This is a genomic window from Paraburkholderia lebeckiae (genome assembly GCF_050436325.1).
In the GTDB taxonomy this organism is placed as follows: domain Bacteria; phylum Pseudomonadota; class Gammaproteobacteria; order Burkholderiales; family Burkholderiaceae; genus Paraburkholderia; species Paraburkholderia tuberum.
Genome location: NZ_JBNDLZ010000003.1, coordinates 3,110,896 through 3,130,200, shown reverse-complemented (window position 1 = coordinate 3,130,200; position 19,305 = coordinate 3,110,896). Strand labels below are relative to the sequence as shown.

The 19,305-nt window shown below is 65.3% G+C and carries 18 protein-coding genes; 3 read left to right on the top strand and 15 right to left on the bottom strand.

Annotation, left to right across the window (positions count from 1 at the left end; translation table 11 throughout):
- Positions 1 to 6: 6 nt before the first annotated feature.
- The 3 genes from OKW44_RS32415 to edd all read right to left on the bottom strand — a co-directional run bounded on the left by OKW44_RS32415 (position 7) and on the right by edd (position 4,278).
- Entirely contained in the window at positions 7 to 1,410 is a 1,404-nt protein-coding gene (locus OKW44_RS32415; RefSeq protein ID WP_018421795.1) for a GntP family permease, read from the bottom strand.
- A gap of 256 nt (positions 1,411 to 1,666) precedes the next feature.
- Entirely contained in the window at positions 1,667 to 2,308 is a 642-nt protein-coding gene (gene eda, locus OKW44_RS32410) for a bifunctional 4-hydroxy-2-oxoglutarate aldolase/2-dehydro-3-deoxy-phosphogluconate aldolase (protein ID WP_018421796.1), read from the bottom strand.
- Positions 2,309 to 2,310: 2 nt separating this feature from the next.
- Positions 2,311 to 4,278 carry a phosphogluconate dehydratase gene (gene edd / locus OKW44_RS32405; protein WP_018421797.1) on the bottom strand — a complete coding sequence of 656 codons (1,968 nt, stop codon included), beginning with the start codon at positions 4,276 to 4,278 and terminating at the stop codon, positions 2,311 to 2,313.
- A 97-nt stretch (positions 4,279 to 4,375) separates the two neighbouring features.
- On the opposite strand from edd, the gene OKW44_RS32400 reads away from it, so the two are divergent.
- Both OKW44_RS32400 and OKW44_RS32395 read left to right on the top strand, forming a co-directional pair.
- Complete coding sequence (locus tag OKW44_RS32400) at positions 4,376 to 4,498, top strand: hypothetical protein (protein WP_018421798.1); 123 nt, start codon at positions 4,376 to 4,378, stop codon at positions 4,496 to 4,498.
- Positions 4,499 to 4,576: 78 nt separating this feature from the next.
- On the top strand, positions 4,577 to 5,422 hold the full coding sequence (locus OKW44_RS32395) for a MurR/RpiR family transcriptional regulator (RefSeq protein WP_018421799.1): 846 nt from the start codon (positions 4,577 to 4,579) through the stop codon (positions 5,420 to 5,422).
- Positions 5,423 to 5,536: 114 nt separating this feature from the next.
- On the opposite strand, the gene OKW44_RS32390 is transcribed toward OKW44_RS32395, so the two are convergent.
- The 9 genes from OKW44_RS32390 to OKW44_RS32350 form a co-directional block, all read right to left on the bottom strand.
- Positions 5,537 to 5,953: a CopD family protein gene (locus OKW44_RS32390; RefSeq protein WP_018421800.1), complete on the bottom strand. Its 417-nt coding sequence runs from the start codon at positions 5,951 to 5,953 to the stop codon at positions 5,537 to 5,539.
- A 63-nt stretch (positions 5,954 to 6,016) separates the two neighbouring features.
- Positions 6,017 to 7,288 carry a glutamate-5-semialdehyde dehydrogenase gene (locus OKW44_RS32385; RefSeq protein WP_018421801.1) on the bottom strand — a complete coding sequence of 424 codons (1,272 nt, stop codon included), beginning with the start codon at positions 7,286 to 7,288 and terminating at the stop codon, positions 6,017 to 6,019.
- A gap of 285 nt (positions 7,289 to 7,573) precedes the next feature.
- Positions 7,574 to 8,701 carry a DNA polymerase III subunit delta gene (gene holA, locus OKW44_RS32380; RefSeq protein WP_018421802.1) on the bottom strand — a complete coding sequence of 376 codons (1,128 nt, stop codon included), beginning with the start codon at positions 8,699 to 8,701 and terminating at the stop codon, positions 7,574 to 7,576.
- 54 nt (positions 8,702 to 8,755) lie between these two features.
- Complete coding sequence (locus OKW44_RS32375; RefSeq protein WP_026226036.1) at positions 8,756 to 9,307, bottom strand: LPS-assembly lipoprotein LptE; 552 nt, start codon at positions 9,305 to 9,307, stop codon at positions 8,756 to 8,758.
- Between the two features lie 89 nt (positions 9,308 to 9,396).
- Positions 9,397 to 11,988, bottom strand: a complete 2,592-nt coding sequence (leuS, locus tag OKW44_RS32370; protein ID WP_018421804.1) for a leucine--tRNA ligase — start codon at positions 11,986 to 11,988, stop codon at positions 9,397 to 9,399.
- A gap of 184 nt (positions 11,989 to 12,172) precedes the next feature.
- Positions 12,173 to 12,604: an ExbD/TolR family protein gene (locus OKW44_RS32365; RefSeq protein ID WP_018421805.1), complete on the bottom strand. Its 432-nt coding sequence runs from the start codon at positions 12,602 to 12,604 to the stop codon at positions 12,173 to 12,175.
- Positions 12,605 to 12,695: 91 nt separating this feature from the next.
- A complete protein-coding gene (locus OKW44_RS32360; RefSeq protein WP_018421806.1) occupies positions 12,696 to 13,415 on the bottom strand; it encodes a MotA/TolQ/ExbB proton channel family protein in 720 nt (239 codons plus the stop codon).
- 78 nt (positions 13,416 to 13,493) lie between these two features.
- Complete coding sequence (dapB, locus tag OKW44_RS32355) at positions 13,494 to 14,291, bottom strand: 4-hydroxy-tetrahydrodipicolinate reductase (protein WP_026226037.1); 798 nt, start codon at positions 14,289 to 14,291, stop codon at positions 13,494 to 13,496.
- A gap of 353 nt (positions 14,292 to 14,644) precedes the next feature.
- A complete protein-coding gene (locus tag OKW44_RS32350) occupies positions 14,645 to 15,493 on the bottom strand; it encodes an outer membrane protein assembly factor BamE (protein ID WP_026226038.1) in 849 nt (282 codons plus the stop codon).
- A gap of 152 nt (positions 15,494 to 15,645) precedes the next feature.
- Here OKW44_RS32350 and fur point away from each other — a divergent pair, with 152 nt between their 5' ends.
- On the top strand, positions 15,646 to 16,074 hold the full coding sequence (gene fur / locus OKW44_RS32345) for a ferric iron uptake transcriptional regulator (protein WP_013090534.1): 429 nt from the start codon (positions 15,646 to 15,648) through the stop codon (positions 16,072 to 16,074).
- A 102-nt stretch (positions 16,075 to 16,176) separates the two neighbouring features.
- On the opposite strand, the gene OKW44_RS32340 is transcribed toward fur, so the two are convergent.
- The 3 genes from OKW44_RS32340 to OKW44_RS32330 all read right to left on the bottom strand — a co-directional run bounded on the left by OKW44_RS32340 (position 16,177) and on the right by OKW44_RS32330 (position 19,189).
- Positions 16,177 to 16,689, bottom strand: a complete 513-nt coding sequence (locus OKW44_RS32340) for an ureidoglycolate lyase (protein ID WP_018421809.1) — start codon at positions 16,687 to 16,689, stop codon at positions 16,177 to 16,179.
- A 27-nt stretch (positions 16,690 to 16,716) separates the two neighbouring features.
- The gene (gene alc, locus OKW44_RS32335) at positions 16,717 to 17,727 is read right to left on the bottom strand and encodes an allantoicase (RefSeq protein WP_018421810.1); all 1,011 of its coding nucleotides are present in this window, start codon (positions 17,725 to 17,727) and stop codon (positions 16,717 to 16,719) included.
- A gap of 133 nt (positions 17,728 to 17,860) precedes the next feature.
- Positions 17,861 to 19,189, bottom strand: a complete 1,329-nt coding sequence (locus tag OKW44_RS32330; protein WP_018421811.1) for a C4-dicarboxylate transporter DctA — start codon at positions 19,187 to 19,189, stop codon at positions 17,861 to 17,863.
- Between the last annotated feature and the right edge of the window lie 116 nt (positions 19,190 to 19,305).

Below are 19,305 nucleotides of genomic sequence, written 5' to 3'. Positions count from 1 at the left end.
AACTCCTTACAGGACCGCCGCGAGTGCGAAGGTCAGGCCCAGCCCCATCACCGAAATGATGGTTTCGAGGAGCGACCACGTCTTGAAGGTCTGCACCACCGTCATGCCGAAATATTCCTTGATCAGCCAGAAGCCGCCGTCGTTCACGTGCGAGAAGATCAGCGAGCCCGAGCCGGTCGCGAGCACCATCAGTTCCGGCTTCACCTGCACCGCGCCCGCCGCCGCGATCGGCGCGACGATGCCGCAGGCGGTCGTCATCGCGACGGTGGCCGAGCCGGTCGCGAGACGGATCATCGCCGCGACGAGCCAGCCGAACAGCAGCGGCGACAGATGCACCGCGGTCGCCACGTTGGTGATTTCCTTCGAAATGCCGCTATCCATCAGTACGCGGCCAAAACCGCCGCCCGCACCGACGATCAGTGTAATACCCGCGATCGGCGCCAGACATTCTCCGCAGAACTTCTGAATCTGCTCGCGGTTAAAGCCGCGGCTCGCGCCGAAGGTCCAGAAGCTGACCAGCACGGCCGTCAGCAGCGCGACGTCGGTGTTGCCGAAAAAGCGCAGCAGATCGTTCGGCAGCGTCTTCGGTTCGAAGACCAGGTCGGCCCAGCTGCCGACCAGCATCAGGACCACCGGCAACAGAATCGTGGCCAGCGTGATGCCGAAGCCCGGCAGTTCGCGCTTCGGTGCAGCGGCCTTCGCGGCGTTACCACTTTGCACGCCGTTGGCGTCCTTCACGTCGCTGCCCAGAAATTGCGCGGCAAGCGGATTTTCCTTCGGCAACTGGATATGACGGCTCACCATCAACGCGAACAGCGGACCGGCGACGATCGCGCACGGCACGCCGACGATCAGACCGTAGGCGATCGTCTTGCCGATGTCCGCGTGATACGCCTGCACGGCGAGCAGCGCGGCCGGGTGCGGCGGAATCAGACCGTGCACGACGGACAGACCCGCGACCATCGGCAGGCCGACCAGCAGCAGCGATTTGTTGGTGCGCCTGGCGACGTTGAACGCGATCGGAATCAGCAGCACGAAACCGACTTCGAAGAACACCGGCAAGCCGACGATGATCGCGACCACCATCATCGCCCAGTGAATGTGTTTCTCACCGAACCAGTTGATCAGCGTGGTCGCGACGCGCTCGGCGCCGCCCGATTCGGCCATCATCTTGCCGAGCATCGTGCCGAGACCGACGACGATGGCAATGTGCCCAAGCGTGTTGCCGTTCCCCGTTTCGAACGATTTGACGATGGTCTGCATCGGCATGCCGGCCACGAGGCCCAACAGCAATGAGACGATGATCAGGACGAGAAACGGATAGACCTTTAAGCGCGTGATCATGAAGATCAGCAACGCGATCGCGATTAACGCGTAGACCAGCAGCATGCTGCCGTGGGCAGATTCCATGAAGCCCCTCCTTTGGTTTATTGATTTCAGAGTGCGGATGCGGCCGCCACCTCGTCTCACGGCAACCTGCGCGATGCCTGACAATCCGGCTAGCCGCGCGGACGCTGAATTTTACTGTTTGTTTCCCGAAAACGCGCGCAAATCCAGCACGCATATCAAGTAAAAAAAGAGTCTCGGCGCGACAGCCTGATGCGGCTGTATCGACGAGACTCCTGGGCCCGGTTCAGTTGACCGATGCGCTATCGGGTTGTGGGGCTTAGTGCGCGGGTGCCGCCAGCTGGCTCGCGGCGCGCGCGAGGCGCGTGACCTCGTCCCAGTTCTGCGCGGCGAGCGCGGCCTTTGGCGTGAGCCACGAACCGCCGACACAGACCACGTTCGGCAGCGACAGGAAGTGCGGCGCGCTTTCCGGCGTGATGCCGCCGGTCGGGCAGAACTTCAGCGTCGGGAACGGGCCGTGGAACGCCTGCAGCATCGGCACGCCGCCCGCCTGCTGTGCGGGGAAGAACTTGACGATCTCATAGCCGAGCTCGAGCGCGAGGATGATGTCCGACGGCGTCATCACGCCGGGCAACAGCGGCAGACCCACATCCTGCGCGGCCTTGTGCATGTCCTTGGTCAGACCCGGCGACACGCCGAACTGCGCGCCGGCCTTCTTCGCCTGGGCGCAATGCTCGGGCTTCGTGATCGTGCCGACACCGACCACGATGTCGTCGGCGAGTTCGCACGCACGCTCGATCGCGCCGAGGCCCGCCGGCGTGCGCAGCGTGATTTCGAGCACCTTCACGCCGCCCGCGTGCAACGCGCGCGACACGTGTTCGCCCTGTTCGACCGTGTCGAACGCGAGCACCGGAATCACCGGGCCGAGGCGCACGATATCGCTTACTGTTTTCGACGTCATAGTCAGACTCCTTGTTTCTGCAGCGCCGCGCCGGCTTGCGCGGTGCTCGTGTGATGATGGTCGCTGGGTTGATGATCACCGTCGTGGCCGTGCTTGTGATGGCTGCCGTGGCCGTGCTGGCCGTCGACCGTGCCGCCCTCGCCGACCAGCTTGCCGAACACCGACGCGCCCTGCTCCGCCGGCGCCGCCGCCGCACGGAACACGCCGAACAGCTCGCGGCCGAAGCCGACTTCGTTGTCCGCCTGATGCAGCGGCTCGGCGTTCGGACGCGCGGCCCACTCGGCTGCGTCGATCTCGATGTCGAGCACGCCCGCTTCGGCGTCGATCACCAGCATGTCGCCCGTGCGCACTTTGCCGATCGGGCCTTGCAGCAACGCTTCCGGCGACAGATGAATGACCGCCGGCACCTTGCCCGACGCGCCCGACATACGGCCATCGGTCACCAGCGCGACATGGAAACCCTGATCCTGCAGCACACCGAGCAGCGGCGTCAAACGATGCAACTCGGGCATGCCGTTTGCGCGTGCGCCCTGGAAGCGCACCACCGCGATGAAGTCGCGCTTGAGCTCGCCCTTGTCGAACGCTTCCTGCACCGCTTCCTGCGAATCGAACACGATTGCCGGCGCCTTCACCTTGCGATGCTGCGCCGCGACCGCCGAAATCTTGATTACGCCGCGGCCGAGCTTGCCCTGCATCAGACGCAGGCCGCCGTCCGGCTGGAACGGCTCCTTGATGCCGCGCAGCACCGCTGTGTCCGCGCTCGCCTCGACACCTGCCACCCATTGCAGCTTGCCGTCGAGCAGCTTCGGCTCCTCGGTGTAGCGCTTCAGACCCTTGCCCGCGACCGTGTTCACGTCTTCATGCAGCAGACCGCCTTCGAGCAGATTGCGCACGAGGAACGCGACGCCGCCCGCCGCGTGGAAGTGGTTCACGTCGGCCTTGCCGTTCGGATAGATCTTCGCAAGCAGCGGTACCGCCTGCGACAGCGTGTCGAAGTCGTCCCAATCGATCACGATGCCGGCCGCGCGCGCGATTGCGACGAGGTGCAGCGTGTGATTGGTCGAGCCGCCGGTCGCCAGCAGCGCGACGATGCCGTTGACGATCGCCTTCTCGTCGACCACATGGCCGATCGGCATGTAGTGGCCGCGCTCGGCCGTCAGATCGAGCACGCGGCGCGCGGCCTGCGCGGTCAGCGCGTCGCGCAGCGGCGTGTGCGGATGCACGAAGGCCGAGCCCGGCAGATGCAGGCCCATCACTTCCATCAGCATCTGGTTACTGTTCGCGGTGCCGTAGAACGTGCAGGTGCCGTGGCTGTGATAGGCGGCCGCTTCCGCTTCGAGCAGCGCGTCGCGGCCGCACTGGCCGGTCGCGAACTGCTGACGCGTCCTGGCTTTGTCGTCGTTCGACAGGCCGCTCGTCATCGGGCCGGCCGGCACGAAGATGGTCGGCAGATGGCCGAATTGCAGCGCGCCGATCAGCAGGCCCGGCACGATCTTGTCGCAGATGCCGAGGCACAGCGCCGCGTCGAACATGTTGTGGGTGAGCGCGACGGCCGTGCTCATCGCGATCACTTCGCGCGAGAACAGCGACAGCTCCATGCCCGCGTTGCCCTGCGTGACGCCGTCGCACATCGCCGGCACGCCGCCCGCGAATTGCGCGACGCCGCCGTTTTCGCGCGCGGCCTGCTTGATGATGTCCGGGTAGTTTTTGTACGGCGCGTGCGCCGACAGCATCTCGTTGTACGACGACACGATGCCGATATTCGGCTCGCGGATGTGCTTGATCACGAGCTTGTCGTTGCCCTCCAGGCCGGCGAAACCGTGAGCGAGGTTCGCGCACGACAACGCGCCGCGCGCCGGAAAGCGCCCCTGCGCATGCTGGATGCGGGCCAGATACGCTTCGCGCGTGGGCTTGCTGCGCTCGATCACGCGTTGCGTGACCTTCAACAATTGCGAATGCGGGGAAACCATCGGAGCTCCTTCGTCGCTGGCGGCAGGCGCACGCATGACGCCAGGCGGTATCGCGGGGTTGTAAAATCGAACGACCTCATCCTAGTAGAAAAACTACATGATCGCAATGACCAACTCTGCTGCGACGCCGCATGGCGTGGAGCGCCAGATCGCCCTATTGGCGGTGCTTCAGCGCTTTACAGCAGAAACCCAGGGAATACACTTATTCGCCGACATGTAGTTTTTGTACCTAGCTTTTGTGCGCCAACGACCAATCGGATATAGTCCACACGTTCTTCAGCATAGTGCGAGTTTTCCGATGATGCTGTCCCAAGTGGAAGAGATGCGCGACCAGTTGCGCCCGTCCGAGCGCAAGCTGGCCGATTACGTGATCGAGGCGCCGCGCGAGGTGCTAGATCTCTCGATGACCGAAGTCGCCGCGCGCGCGGGCGTGAGTCAGCCGACCATCGCGCGCTTCTGTCACGCGCTCGGTTTTTCCGGCTTTCGCGAATTCAAGATCCGCCTCGCGCAGGGCATCGCCAGTGAAGTGCCCGCCGTCTATCGCGACGTGCGGCCCGACGAACCGACGCCGGGCGTCGCCGCGAAGGTGCTCGACCGGACGATTGGCGCGCTGATTCAGGTGCGCAACAATCTGTCGTCGGATAGCGTCGCGGCGGCGATCGACATGCTCGCGCAAGCGAAGCGCATCGAGTTCTACGGGGCGGGCGGCTCAGGCATCGCCGCGCTCGATGTGCAGCACAAGTTTTTTCGGCTCGGCATGCCGAGCGTCGCGTATTCGGACCCGCACACGTTTCTGATGTCGGCCGCGCTGCTCGGACCTGGGGACGTGGTCGTCGCGATTTCCAATACGGGCCGCACGCGCGACATTATCGATGCCGCGAAGGCCGCGCTGAACGCGGGCGCGAAGGTGATCGCGATCACGCACGGCAACTCGCCGCTCGCGCGGCTCGCAACCGTGGGCCTCTTTGCGAATGTCGACGAAGACACCGACATCTTCTCCCCGATGACCTCGCGCGTGTCACATCTGGCGATCGGCGACATTCTTGCAGTCGGCGTCGCGCTGAGCCGCGGGCCCGAACTGGTGGAGAAGCTCGCGCAGACGAAGGAAGTGATCCACCGGCGGCGGGTGGATTCGCAGGGGTGAACCGCTGCGATGGAACGCGAAACGACGGGATAACGCAAAAGGGCGGTGTGCCATTCAACCGGCATACCGCCCTTTTTGGTCTATTCGAGCGCCCTGCTTAACGGCGTCGGCCGCTCAGAACGGCTTGATCACCACCAGCGCGACCGCCGCGAGCATACCGAGCACCGGCAGCTCGTTGAACATCCGATACCACTTGTCCGAGCGGCGATTCTCGCCGCGCTCGAACCTGCGCAACAGCACGCCGCAATACGCGTGATAGATGACCAGCAGCACGACCACGCCGACCTTCGCGTGAATCCAGCCCTGCCCGCTGCCGATGCCGATCACGAGCCACAACCACAGGCCGCACGCGATCGCGGGCACGGCGATGAAGCTCATGAAGCGGAATAGCTTGCGCGCCATCAGCAGAAGACGCGCCGTCGCGGCGGGTTCCGTTTCCATCGCCAGATTGACGAAGATGCGCGGCAGATAGAACAGGCCGGCAAACCAGGAGGCAATCAATACGATGTGAAACGTCTTTACCCAAAGCATCGGCGGGGGTCCTTGTGGTCCTTGTTGTTGTGGCGCCGGTGGTTGTGGCGCTTCGATTCGTGCTTATTGACGGCCTTCGCCGTGACCGAGCACGACGTATTTCAGCGACGTCAGCCCTTCGAGTCCGACCGGGCCGCGCGCGTGCAGCTTGTCGTTCGAAATGCCGATCTCGGCGCCGAGGCCGAACTCGAAGCCGTCCGCGAAACGCGTCGACGCGTTGACCATCACGCTCGCCGAATCGACTTCGCGCAGGAAGCGCATCGCGCGGTCGTGGTCTTCGGTGACGATCGCGTCGGTGTGCCGCGAGCTGTACGTGTTGATGTGCTCGATCGCCGCGTCGATGCCGTCGACCACCTTGATCGCGAGCACCGGCGCGAGATATTCGGTGCGCCAGTCTTCCTCGGTCGCGTCGACGAGCGGGCCGACGCCCGCATCGGCCAGCACCGCGCGCGCCGCCGCATCGACGCGCAGCTCGACGTCCTTGCCGCGATACAGCTTGCCCAGCGGCGGCAGCACTTCGGCCGCAATGCCGCGCGCGACCAGCAGCGTCTCCATCGTGTTGCAGGTGCCGTAGCGGTGCGTCTTCGCGTTGTCGCAGACGTTGAGCGCCTTAGCCAGGTCAGCGCGATCGTCGACATAGACGTGGCAGATGCCGTCGAGGTGCTTGATCATCGGCACGCGCGCTTCGTTCATCAGACGCTCGATCAGACTCTTGCCGCCGCGCGGCACGATCACGTCGACGTATTCGGTCATCGTGATCAGCTTGCCGACCGCCGCGCGGTCCGACGTCGCGACCACCTGCACCGCGTCCTGCGGTAGACCGGCCGCTTCGAGGCCCTCGCCGATCAGCTTCGCGAGCGCGGTATTGCATTCGAGCGCTTCGGAGCCGCCGCGCAAAATGGTCGCGTTGCCGGACTTCAGGCACAGCGCCGCCGCGTCGATCGTCACGTTCGGGCGCGATTCGTAGATGATGCCGATCACCCCGAGCGGCACACGCATCTGGCCGACCTGGATACCGCTCGGCCGATACTTCAGATTGCTGATCTCGCCGATCGGGTCGGCCAGCGCCGCGACCTGGCGCAGACCTTCGACCATCGTTTTCAGCGCCTTGTCGGACAGCGTCAACCGGTCGATGAACGCGGCATCGTGGCCCTTGCCGCGGGCGCGTTCGAGGTCGCGCGCGTTGGCGGCCTTCAGCAGATCGGCATCGCGCTCGATCGCCTCGGCAACGGCCGCGAGCGCCGCATTCTTCGCGGCGGTCGACGCCCGCACCATCGCGCGCGAAGCCTGACGGGCGCGTTGGCCGAGGTCGGTCATGTACTGGTCGATATCCATGGTCATTCTCGTGATGCCCCGCACGTTGGCATGCGGTGGTCGGGCAGGATTAGCGAAAGATCAAACGATTGTAAGTCGGGTATCGGGGCTTTGCTCGCGCGCGGGCGGCGGGTGCGCTGTGCTGTCACGGGTTTGCCGATGCATTGCGTCGAGCGGGGGGCGCGCGAAACGCGATGGTCTGCATGAGGCGACTGACGGTTGCTACGCGACTGCTGGCCTCAGCCGATGTTTCGGCACTCACGCGCGAAAATCGATCGCTGCCGAAGCTCGCCCGCGCCCAGCTGCTTAGACTGGCCGCCGCGCTGGCGCCGCAGTCGACGCCCGAGGTAGCGGCGTCGGCACTGGCGACGCTGCCGACGGTTTTGGCGCCGCCACCGTCATCGCGAGTTCGAACAGGCCGTCCCACGGATCGGGCGGCGGATCGTTGCGATGATTGCCCGGCGTGCCGCCCGACAGCCCCTTCACCTGCCGGTCGAGCCGCGCCGCCAGCGCGAGCGCCTTCTCGAGCGCCGCTTCGCTGACGCGCGACAGCGCAGGTCCGATCAGCCGTTCGCGCGGACCCCACACGCGGTTCTCGCGCGTGAGCATCGCGAGCGGCTTGCCGGCCGCGACGCCGCGCTTGATCCGCAGCAGCGTGCGCACTTCTTCGACGACCGCCCACAGCACGAGCACCGCGGCCTCGCCTTCACCGCGCAGCCCGTCGAGCATGCGCGCGAGACGGCCGACGTCGCCCACGAGCATCGCCTCGTTGAGCTTGAACACGTCGTAGCGCGCGACGTTGAGCACCGCGTCCTGAACCTGATCGAAGCTCAGCGAGCCGTTCGGATACAGCAGCCCGAGCTTCTGGATTTCCTGATGCGCGGCGAGCAGATTGCCCTCGACGCGCTCGGCGATGAACGCGAGCGCACGCCGCCCCTCCTCGCCGGCTGCGACGCGCTGACCCTGGGCAGCGAGCCGCTGCCCGACCCAGTTCGGCAGCTGCGCGCGCTCGACCGGATCGATCTTCAGCGCGACGCCGGCGTCGACGAGCGCGGTGAACCATGCCGACTTTTGCGTGGCCGCATCGAGGCGCGGCAGCGTAATCATCGTCAGCACGTCGTCGTTGACGGTGGATGCGAGCGCCTTCAGCGCATCGGCGCCTTCCTTACCGGGTTTGCCCGACGGAATGCGCAATTCGACCAGCTGACGGTCGCCGAACAGCGACATCGACTGGCTCGCGCCGAGCAGCGAGCTCCAGTCGAAACCGCGCTCGACCGTGAACACCGAGCGGTCGGTGAACCCGGCCGCGCGCGCCGCCGCGCGGATGCGATCGCACGCTTCCTGCGCGAGCAGATGCTCGTCGCCGTATACGACGTACAGTCCGGCGAGGCCGCGGGCGAGATGCGCTTCGAGCGCGTCAGGTCGCAGTTGCATGGCTGGCGGTTGACGGGATGGATGAGATTCGACGAATCACGAACGGCACGATGCTCACAGCGGCGGCGGCGGCAGCGGTGCGCGCGGCGCGATGGCCGGCACGGCCTCGGCCGGCGTCGGATGCAGCGAGCGCACCACGCCGAGACGGCGGATCAGCTGATCGACCGCGTCGTTTTCCATGTCGGCGAACAGGATGTCGGACTCGGCGGCCTTCGCCTGCGAGAACTGGTCGCTATAGGTCATCGCGCGGTTCAGCGCGATCACGCTGCCCGGAATCAGCACGGTGCCGTCCTTGCCGGTCAGCGTGTAGGTCATCTGCAGATTCAGCTGATACTCGGCGACGACGCCCAGCGAATTCAGCGTCAGCGTGCTGATGTTGCGGTTCTGCGTGATCTGCAGCAGCGCATCGGCATTGGCGGGCGAGCTGACCACCACGGTGTCGCTGCCGCCCTGTACCATGCGCGTGAAGCGCGCCATGGCCGCGGGCGAGCCGCCCGCCACATAGAGGCGCTTGAACGCGAAGTCCTGCTGGCCGCGCAACTGAAAGCCGCAGGCCGACAACATCATTACGCTGCAAGCGAGCGTCAAAAACGATCTGCGAGTCACATTCGCTCCCGGTTCGCAGTGGATTCGCGGTGCCGAGGAACGCCGCCGGGCGGGCGGCGCTCCGTCTGCCGGACGAGGGTGTGGAAACGTCAAACGACCACGTTCACGAGACGGCCCGGCACCACGATGATCTTCTTAGGCGCCTTGCCTTCGCTGAACTTCACGACCATTGCGTGCCCGGCCGAGAGCTGCTCGATCGCTTCGCGCGACGCGTCCTTCGCGACCGTGATCGCGCCGCGCACCTTACCGTTCACCTGCAGCACGAGTTCGATCTCGGCCTGTTCGAGCGCCTTCTCGTCGACCTTCGGCCACGGCGCGTCGAGCAGTGGGCCGAATTCGTCGGCATAGCCGAGCTCCTGCCACAGCTGGAACGTCAGGTGCGGCACGACCGGGTACAGCACGCGCAGCATCACACCATAGGTTTCACGCAGCACGGCGGTCTGCGCGCCCTTCGCGCCGTCGAGCGCGTTGAGCATCTTCATCGCGGCCGATACCACCGTGTTGTACTGAAGACGCTGATAGTCGAAATCGGCCTGCTTCAGCACGCTATAGATCTCACGACGCAGCGCCTTGTCGGTGTCGTTGAATCGTGCGGCGTCCAACTGGCCGCCCGCGCGCAGCGCGGCTTCGTTCGTATAGCCGAAGTTCCACACGCGACGCAGGAAGCGGCTCGCGCCTTCGACGCCCGAACCCGACCACTCGAGCTGCTGTTCGGGCGGAGCCGCGAACATCACGAACAGACGCGCGGTGTCCGCGCCGTGCTGATCGATCAGCATCTGCGGGTCGACGCCGTTGTTCTTCGACTTCGACATCTTCTCGACGCCGCCGAGCACGACCGGCTGGCCGTCAGCGTTGAGCACCGCGCCGACCGGGCGGCCCTTGTCGTCGAACGACACGGTCACTTCCGCCGGGTTGTACCAGGTCTTCTTGCCCGCTTCGTTTTCGCGGTAATAGGTTTCGTTGAGCACCATGCCCTGCGTGAGCAGGTTCTTCGCCGGTTCGCCGAACTTCACGAGACCGAGGTCGCGCATCACCTTCGCCCAGAAACGCGAGTACAGCAGGTGCAGGATCGCGTGTTCGATACCGCCGATGTATTGATCCATCGGCGCCCAGTAGTCGGTGCGCTCGTCGACCATCGTCTTCGCATTCGGCGACGCGTAGCGGTAGAAGTACCACGACGAATCGACGAAGGTGTCCATCGTGTCGGTTTCACGCTTTGCCGCACCGCCGCAGCTCGGGCACGTGCAGTTCAGGAACGCTTCGGACTTCGCGAGCGGATTGCCCGTGCCGTCCGGCACGAGGTCTTCCGGCAGCACGACCGGCAGGTCTTTTTCCGGCACCGGCACGTCGCCGCACTTCGGGCAGTGGATGATCGGGATCGGTGTGCCCCAGTAACGCTGGCGCGACACGCCCCAGTCACGCAGACGCCACGTGATCTGCTTGTCGCCGAGGCCCAGTTCCTTGAGATCGGCGGCGATGCGGTCTACGGCTTCGTCGTAGGCGAGGCCGTCGTACTTGCCGCTGTTCACCAGCGTGCCGGTCTTCTCGCCGTACCACTCCGCCCACGCTTCGGTCGAGAATTCCTTGCCCTCGACCGCGACGACCTGCCTTACCGGCAGACCGTATTTCTTCACGAACGCGAAGTCGCGCTCGTCGTGCGCGGGCACGCCCATCACCGCGCCTTCGCCGTAAGTCATCAGCACGTAGTTGCCGATCCACACCTCGACCTTCGCCTGCGTCAGCGGATGCGTGACGTAGAAGCCGGTGGCCATGCCTTTCTTTTCCATCGTCGCGACGTCGGCTTCGGCGACGCCGCCGCGCTTGCATTCGTCGATGAACGGCTGCAGTTCCGGCTTGTCTTGCGCGAGACGCGTGGCGAGCGGATGCTCGGCGGCGATCGCGCAGAACGTGACGCCCATGATCGTGTCGGCGCGCGTCGTGAACACGCGCAGCAGCTTCTGTTCGCCGTCGATTTCATACGGGAAGCCGAAGTTCACGCCGAAGCTCTTGCCGATCCAGTTCTGCTGCATGATCTTCACGCGCTCGGGCCAGCCGAGGCCTTCGAGATCGTTCAGCAGTTCATCCGCGTACTGCGTGATGCGCATGTAGTACATCGGGATTTCGCGCTTTTCGACGAGCGCGCCCGAGCGCCAGCCGCGCCCGTCGATCACCTGCTCGTTCGCGAGCACGGTCTGGTCGACCGGGTCCCAGTTCACGGTGCCGGTTTTCTTGTACGCGATGCCTCTTTCGAGCATCTTCAGGAACAGCCACTGGTTCCACTTGTAGTAGTCGGGGCTGCAGGTCGCGACTTCGCGCGACCAGTCGATCGCGAGGCCCATCGACTGCATCTGCTTCTTCATGTAAGCGATGTTGTCGTAGGTCCACTGCGCGGGCGGCACGTTGTTGGCCATCGCGGCGTTCTCCGCCGGCATGCCGAATGCGTCCCAACCCATCGGCATCAGCACGTTGTAGCCGTTCATCCGCAGATAGCGGTACATCACGTCGTTGATCGTGTAGTTGCGCACGTGCCCCATGTGCAGCTTGCCCGACGGATACGGCAGCATCGAGACGCAGTAGAACTTGGGCTTGTCGGTGGTTTCCGTCGTCTTGTAGGCGTCGATCGCGCGCCATTGCCCTTGCGCGGCGGCTTCGACGTCGGAGGGAACGTATTTTTCGTGCATGGTGTGATGGGATCGCCAGGTTCGGTGCTTTCGCACCGGCCCGGTGCTCTGCAGAATGTCGTTGCGTCGTTTCCCCTTCTGCGGGGAAAGGGCTGATTATACCGTTCGCGGACGGGTGCGCCGCGCGGCGTGGTGCGGGACTGGGTATGCCGGATTCGTGAACGCGGTGCGCACCCGGTGGCGTTCAGTGCTGCGCGGCGGGCGGCGGCGGGTCCGTCACGAAGCCGATCCGTTCGAGCCCCGCCTGCTGCGCGGCGCCCATCACCTGCGCGATCACTTCGTAGCGTGTCGAGCGCTCCGCGCGCAACTGGATGTCCGGCTGGTCCGCCCGCTTGCCGGCCTCGGCGAACTGCGCGCGCATCTGCGCGAGCGTGATCGGCTTGCCGTTCCAGTAGAGCTTGCCGGCGCCGTCGATCGAAAGGGAGATGGTTTGCGGGGTCTGGCGCGCGGGCGCCGCCGCGACCTTTGGCAGATCGAGCCGGATCGCGTGCGAGAACAGCGGCGCGGTGATGATGAAGATCACCAGCAGCACCAGCATCACGTCGATCAGCGGCGTCATGTTGATCTCGGCCATCGGCGCGGCCGTCTGCTTCTTCTCGAGTCCGCCAAATGCCATCTCGCCTCCTTGCGTCTGAGCTTGCCCGTGCGATGGGCGGTGTGTCGTGCGAGGAAGCTTGCGATGTGCCGAGCCCGCCGCGCGTGACAAGTCAGCGGTGCGCCTCGCGCGCCGCCTGCTGCGCGCGCGGAGGCGTCGGCGCGTGCTCGGTTGGGGAGCACGCGTACGCATGCAGATCGTGCGCGAAGCCGTCCAACTCCTCGGACAATTGCCGCACGAGGCGGCCCAGCACGTTGTACGCGAGCACCGCCGGAATCGCGACCACCAGACCGAACGCGGTCATGATCAGCGCCTCGCCCACCGGTCCCGCGACGTTCTCGATCTGCGCCTGCCCGCTCGCCGCGATGCTGCCGAGCGCGTGATAGATACCCCATACGGTGCCGAGCAGACCGACGAACGGCGCGGTGCTGCCAACCGACGCAAGCAGCACCTGACCGAACTCGAGCCGCCGCTGCGACGCATTGAGCGCCTGGCGCAACGCGCGCAGCACCCGTTCGCTGCGCTCGACGCGCGCGAGCAGCGCGCCCGGAATGTCGACCTCGGCCGCATTGAGCGCCGCTTCGGCGAGCGGCGCGAACACGCGCTCACGATCAGTGCGGCGCAGGATGGCGACGCCTTCGGCGAGCGTCGGCGCCTGCCAGAAGCGCGCGATCGCCCGGTCGGCCTGGCGTTTCGCGCGCGTCAGAATCCAGCTCTTGACGATCAGAAAACACCAGCTCGCAATCGACATGGCCAGCAGCACATAGGCGACGCCATGCGTGATTGCGTCGCTCGTTTGCAGGTAATGGATGATGCCGCTGCTGCCTGCCATCTGACCTCGCCTTGGGAAAGTGACTTCGGGAGGGCGCGCTCGGGATGCGCTACTCCGCTTATGCGCAACGGACTTCGCTCAACGCAGGCCGAGCACGTCCTGCATGTCGAAGAAGCCGTTGTCGTGGCCTTCGAGGAAGCGTACAGCACGAAGCGCGCCTTGTGCATATGACAGGCGGCTTGCCGATTTGTGCGTGATCTCGATGCGCTCGCCGATGCCCGCGAACAGCACCGTATGATCGCCCACGATATCGCCGCCGCGAATCGCCGAGAAGCCGATCGTCGACGGATCGCGCTCGCCGGTCACGCCTTCGCGACCGTAGATCGCGCAGTCGTCGAGGTTGCGGCCGAGCGCGTTGGCGATCACTTCGCCCATCGTCAGCGCGGTGCCGGACGGCGCGTCGACCTTGTGACGATGATGCGCCTCGATGATCTCGATGTCGTAGCCGGTCGAGAAGTGCCGCGCCGCGTATTCGAGCAGCTTCAGCGTAACGTTCACGCCGACGCTCATGTTCGACGCGAACACGACGCCGATCTTCTGCGCCGCCACGCGCAGCTGCGCTTTTTGCGCGTTGTCGAAGCCAGTCGTGCCGATCACCATTTTCACGTCGTGGCGCTGCGCGGCTTCGAGATGCGCGAGCGTCGCGTCGGGACGCGTGAAGTCGATCAGGTAGTCGGATTCGGCGAACACACGCTCGATGTCGTCGGACAGCAGCACGCCGGTCTCTTTGCCGAGGAACGCGCCGGCGTCCTGGCCAAGCTGCGCAGCGCCCGTACGGCAGAGCGCGCCGGACAGCGTCGCGTCGGCATCGTTGAGGACGGTTTCGATGAGCATGCGGCCCATCCGGCCCGATGCGCCTGCAATGGCAATTTTCATGACGATGAGGATTCGAAAAGAGTCAACCGTATGGAGCCCGGCAAACGCGGCCCGGCGAATGCCCGGACCAGTGTGCCGGGGAATGCGCCCGGTCGATATAGGGACACGCGGCGGGCAGGGAGCAAAATCACCCGGCTCGCTGCTGGAGCCAATGGGGGTGCCAACCGGGACGGCTCGCTCAGGTGACTGACCGATACGGCCCGCTGCGGCGACCCACTGCCGCGGCAACCGCGGCAGCACATTCATACGGCCCAAGCGGCACAGTTCCGACCTCGCCTGGTACCGGACAAACACACATCTGGCGGGCGCCGCACATGGGGCGCGCAGCCCGCCTCACAACACCGACGAGCAAATCAGTTGCTCGTTCCCGGCGTCGCCGGCGAAGTGTTCAGCGTCGGGCTGCCGCTGCTTTGCGAGCCCGTCGGGCCGACCGGGTTGCTCTCGTTCTCCTGAGCGGGCGGCGGCGGACGCTTGAACTGGAACTGCGGCTGACCGCCGGACGTCGGGCCTTGCGTCGGGATCCCGCCAGCGCCCGCTCTCGGCACGGCCGACCGCACGGACGGCGCGCGGCTCGGCGTCGGCACCGCGCTCGTTGCGCGATTGGCCGCCTGGGCGGCTTCCGCGTTGGCGTCCATGGACGGCGTGGCGGCCTGCTGGGCGCCTCCGACCGACGGCGAGCGCGTCGTATCCGCCGTAGCCGGTGCCGCGGCGGCGGCCGCGCTGGCGGCGGCTGCGTCGCTGGCGGCCACGGCGTTGGCGGCCGCGGCCGCGCTCGCCGCGCGCGGCGGCGTCGCGTTCGGGCTGCGGCCACGGCGGTCGCCGTCGATCTCGGCCAGCAATTCGAGGTTGGTCGGAAGATCCTCGCCACCCGTCCAGTGGGTCACGAGGTCACCCGAGAAGAACACCACGAAGTCGCGCTGCTGAACGATCGAGGTGTTGCCGCGCTTGAAATAGAACACGTAATCCCAGCGATCCGCGTGGAACATGTCGGTCAGCAGCGGCGTGCCGAGCACCTGACGCACTTGCGCGCGCGTCATGCCGACCTTCATCTGATCGGCCATTTCCTGTGACACGAAGTTACCTTGCACCACCGTAATCCGATACGGCGTAATGCGTTGGGCAACGCGCTGTGTCAGGCTGTCGTACGTGGAACATCCGGCAAGAACTGCGACAGTCGCAACAGCGATCAAGGTACCCCGCATGCGGCTCCCCCGGTAGATCAATTGAGATTTAGAAATCATTTCACTCACTGTGCGGGCCCGCTTGCGGGCCGCGCTCATTCCATCGAAAATGACCAGAACGGCAAAACACATTACTATGAGAGCCCAGCATTGTACTCTAGGGATCCCTTGTCATGACCAATCCAACCGATCTCAAGAATATCGGGCTCAAGGCGACCCTTCCGCGCCTCAAAATTCTTGAGATTTTCCAGCATAGCCCGGTGCGTCACCTGACCGCTGAAGACGTGTACCGCAACCTCCTGCACGAGGAGCTCGATATCGGTCTTGCCACCGTGTATCGGGTGCTGACGCAATTCGAGCAGGCCGGCCTGCTCTCGCGCAGCAATTTCGAATCGGGCAAGGCGGTGTTCGAACTGAACGAGGGGTCGCACCACGACCACCTCGTGTGCCTCGATTGCGGGCTGGTCGAGGAATTTTTCGACCCCGAAATCGAAAGCCGTCAGCAGTCCATCGCCAAGGCACGCGGCTTCAAGCTGCAGGAACACGCGCTGGCGCTGTATGGGGCGTGCACGAAGGAAAATTGTCCGCATCGTAAGCACTGATGCGTCGCGGGTCGCCTGCGAACGCGACCTGGCAAGTCAGAAAAAAGACCCGGCCGATCGGTATCGGCCGGGTCTTTTTTATTCAGGCGGCGGCAATCGCCGCTATCCGACCAACTCCACGCTCGGCTCGAAGGCGAGCCGCCACGGCTCGGCCAACTGCAATTCGTCGCAATTCGGCGCATCGCCGCCACGATCGACGACGATGAAGTCGCTGACCTGATCCAGCGCGAGCAGCGGATGGTGCCAGACCGCTTTCGCGTAATTGACGCCCTGCCACGCATCGGTCCAGAACGCGCGCATGCGCGCGGCGTCGAACTCGCCGGCCGGCGCGACCACCATCAGATATCGGCCCGCGCGTAAGGGAATGAAAGCCTGGCTGCCGAGCGGATGCCGCTCCATCATCGTGATCTCGACCGGCAATGCGCGCGGCTGCGCGCGAAACAGACTTACGAGCGGCCGGCCGCCCTGCTCCGCCACGTCGACGCGCGCGAGGTCGTGATAGCGCTCGGTGGTACCGCCGTTGATCGGAAAACGACGCGCGCCGTCGAGTTCGATCACGTCGCCGAACGGCGCGAAGGCCGCGCGCGTCAGGCGTTCCATCTGCAGGATCTTCATGCGTGCCGCTCCATGACGTTGCTTGCGTTAAGCGATCTCGCCCCACAGACGCAGGCGCGACACGCCGCCGTCCGGGAAGATATTGAAGCGCACGTGCGTGACCGGCCCGAGCGCGGCGAGGTCGTCCGCGAACGCGTGCACGTGATCCATCTGCAGTTTCTGTTCGCCGAGCAGCACCGGCCAGAACATCGCCTGCGTGACGAGGGAATCGTCCGTGCCCCCCGTCACCGATGCCGCCTGCAGCGAGCAGCGGTCCGGGAAGTTGCCCTTGAAGTGGGCGGTGTCCACTTCGATCTTGCGGATCACGCCGGGCCGCGCGAGCGCGACGATCGCCCAGTCGTTGCCCGGCTCGCGGCGCCGCCGCGTTTCCCAGCCGTCGCCCATGTTCACGCCACGGCCCGGCATCAGCATTTGCGAGGCCGGCCCGAAATGCTGGTTGTTCGCGGCGACGAGGTACGCGCCGTTTTCGATCGCGGCGAGATCGAGCAGCGTGCCGCGCTCGACCCGGCTCCAGTCGCGCTGCGGCTGGCCGTACACGCGCAGTCGCGCGAGCCCGCCGTCCGGATACAGATTCACGCGCAGATGGGTGACCGGGCGCGCGTCTTTCACCTCGACGTAGTGATGCTGGTTGCCCTGTAACGTTTTCGCCGGCACGAGCGGCTGCCAGTCGGCGTGCTCGGGCGGCACGTCAGCGTCGCTATGACAGGCATCGATCGACGCCGCCGGCGGGAAATTGCCGGTGAAGTGGCTCGTATCGAGATCGACCCCATGCACGACGCCCGGCCGCGCGAGCCGGATCACGCAATGGTCATGGCCGGTCGTGCGCTTGCGACGCGTCTCCCAACCGTCCATCCACTTGCCGTGGTCGTCGTATTTGCCGGGGATGAACACCGCCGGCTGCGGGTCGAGCATGCGCTCTTTCGGCGCGAAGAATTCGTCGCTGGCGAACAGCGCCTTCGCGCCGAGGCGCGGATCGGCGAGGTTCATGTAGCGGCGTGTGAAGGCGGGAGCGTTCGGGTCGAGGATCGGGTTGGCCATGATGTCGGTCGGTATCGAGAGGTCAGAAACAGCCGGCGGCGCCACGGCAACCGCCGGCTCTGCGAAAAAGGTCGAGGAGCTATCTGGAAAGCGATGCCGGTTCGTCTGGTCAGACCAGATCCCCGCGCAGCCGTCAGACCGCTGGCGCGGGTTCGGCCGCACCGGGTTCGACGAGCGTGTCGTCGACGACGGGCACGTAGCGCAGCGCCGCGTCGCGATTTAACACGCGATGCGCGCGCGCCTTGTCGATATCGTTTTCCCACACGGCGACCACCACTGTCGCGACGCAGTTGCCGATCAGGTTGGTGAGTGCCCGGGCGATGCCGACGAACCAGTCGACCGGCAGAATCAGCACGAGACCGAGCACCGGAATCGCGGGAATCGCGGAGAGCGTCGCCGCGAGAATCACGATCGCTGAGCCCGGAATGCCGTGCGCGCCCTTCGACGTCACCAGCGACACCAGCACGACGACGATCAGGTCATGAGTAGACAGCGGCGTGTTGGTCGCCTGTGCGATGAACAGGACCGCGAGCGTCAGATAGATCGAGAAGCCGTCGAGGTTGAACGAGTAGCCGGTTGGAATCACGAGACCGACCGTCGAATCCTTGACGCCCATCCATTCGAGCTTGCGCATGATCTGCGGCAGCACGGCGTCGGACGACGCGGTGCCGAGCACGATCGACAGTTCTTCGCGCAGATAGCGGATCAGCTTGAAGATGCTGAAGCCGGCGAGCCGCATCACCGCGCCGAGCACGAGCACGACGAACACCACGCAGCTCGCGTAGAACACCAGCACGAGCATGCCGAGCTGCTTCAGCGACTCGACGCCGTAGGTGCCGGTCGTGAACGCGATCGCGCCGAGCACGCCGAGCGGCGCGAGCTTGATGATGAAGCCCATCACGCGGAAGAACACCTGCGACAGCTCATCGATCAACCCGCTCACGCGCTGCGCGCGCTTGCCGAGCAGCGACAGCGCCGAGCCGAACAGCACCGAGAACACGAGGATCTGCAGAATGTCGCCGGTCGCGAACGCGTTGATCGCCGTGTCGGGGATGATCTTCAGCAGGAAGCCCGCAGTGTCCTTCAGGCTCTTCGCGTGCTCGGTATAGGTCGCGAGCGACCCCGCATCGAGCGAGTTCAGGTTCACGTTCATACCTGCGCCAGGACGCGTCGCGTAAGCGAGCACCGCGCCGATCACGAGCGCGATCGTCGTCATCGCCTCGAAGTAGATCACCGACTTCAAGCCGACGCGGCCGACCTTGCGCAAATCGCCCGCGTGCGCCATGCCGCTCACCACCACGCAGAACACGATCGGCCCGATCACCATCTTGATCAGCTTCAGAAAGCCGTCGCCAAGCGGCCGCAAGGACTGCGCGAAATGCGGAAACACGGCACCGAGCACGATGCCGACCACGAGCGCTATCACGACCCGGCCAAATAGCGAATTGAAGAATTTCAACACGGCTTCCTCCTGCGGATGGTTGTCTCGGTCACTTCTGTTCAGACTGGTCCGACCAGTGCTGTTATGGCGAATAGTAGGAAGCCGATATATCCACGTCAAGGACGCATCGAACAGTG

What these genes read in the sequence shown, in the direction of transcription:
- OKW44_RS32385 (WP_018421801.1), bottom strand. Translation starts at nt 7,288, where the DNA reads ATGGATATCGACCAGTACATGACCGACCTCGGCCAACGCGCCCGTCAG.
- alc (WP_018421810.1), bottom strand. Translation starts at nt 17,727, where the DNA reads ATGGCCAACCCGATCCTCGACCCGAACGCTCCCGCCTTCACACGCCGC.
- eda (WP_018421796.1), bottom strand. Translation starts at nt 2,308, where the DNA reads ATGACGTCGAAAACAGTAAGCGATATCGTGCGCCTCGGCCCGGTGATT.
- OKW44_RS32395 (WP_018421799.1), top strand. Translation starts at nt 4,577, where the DNA reads ATGATGCTGTCCCAAGTGGAAGAGATGCGCGACCAGTTGCGCCCGTCC.
- holA (WP_018421802.1), bottom strand. Translation starts at nt 8,701, where the DNA reads ATGCAACTGCGACCTGACGCGCTCGAAGCGCATCTCGCCCGCGGCCTC.
- OKW44_RS32360 (WP_018421806.1), bottom strand. Translation starts at nt 13,415, where the DNA reads ATGGCAGGCAGCAGCGGCATCATCCATTACCTGCAAACGAGCGACGCA.
- OKW44_RS32390 (WP_018421800.1), bottom strand. Translation starts at nt 5,953, where the DNA reads ATGCTTTGGGTAAAGACGTTTCACATCGTATTGATTGCCTCCTGGTTT.
- OKW44_RS32340 (WP_018421809.1), bottom strand. Translation starts at nt 16,689, where the DNA reads ATGAAGATCCTGCAGATGGAACGCCTGACGCGCGCGGCCTTCGCGCCG.
- OKW44_RS32365 (WP_018421805.1), bottom strand. Translation starts at nt 12,604, where the DNA reads ATGGCATTTGGCGGACTCGAGAAGAAGCAGACGGCCGCGCCGATGGCC.
- OKW44_RS32400 (WP_018421798.1), top strand. Translation starts at nt 4,376, where the DNA reads ATGATCGCAATGACCAACTCTGCTGCGACGCCGCATGGCGTGGAGCGC.
- dapB (WP_026226037.1), bottom strand. Translation starts at nt 14,291, where the DNA reads ATGAAAATTGCCATTGCAGGCGCATCGGGCCGGATGGGCCGCATGCTC.
- OKW44_RS32415 (WP_018421795.1), bottom strand. Translation starts at nt 1,410, where the DNA reads ATGGAATCTGCCCACGGCAGCATGCTGCTGGTCTACGCGTTAATCGCG.
- fur (WP_013090534.1), top strand. Translation starts at nt 15,646, where the DNA reads ATGACCAATCCAACCGATCTCAAGAATATCGGGCTCAAGGCGACCCTT.
- OKW44_RS32350 (WP_026226038.1), bottom strand. Translation starts at nt 15,493, where the DNA reads ATGCGGGGTACCTTGATCGCTGTTGCGACTGTCGCAGTTCTTGCCGGA.
- edd (WP_018421797.1), bottom strand. Translation starts at nt 4,278, where the DNA reads ATGGTTTCCCCGCATTCGCAATTGTTGAAGGTCACGCAACGCGTGATC.
- leuS (WP_018421804.1), bottom strand. Translation starts at nt 11,988, where the DNA reads ATGCACGAAAAATACGTTCCCTCCGACGTCGAAGCCGCCGCGCAAGGG.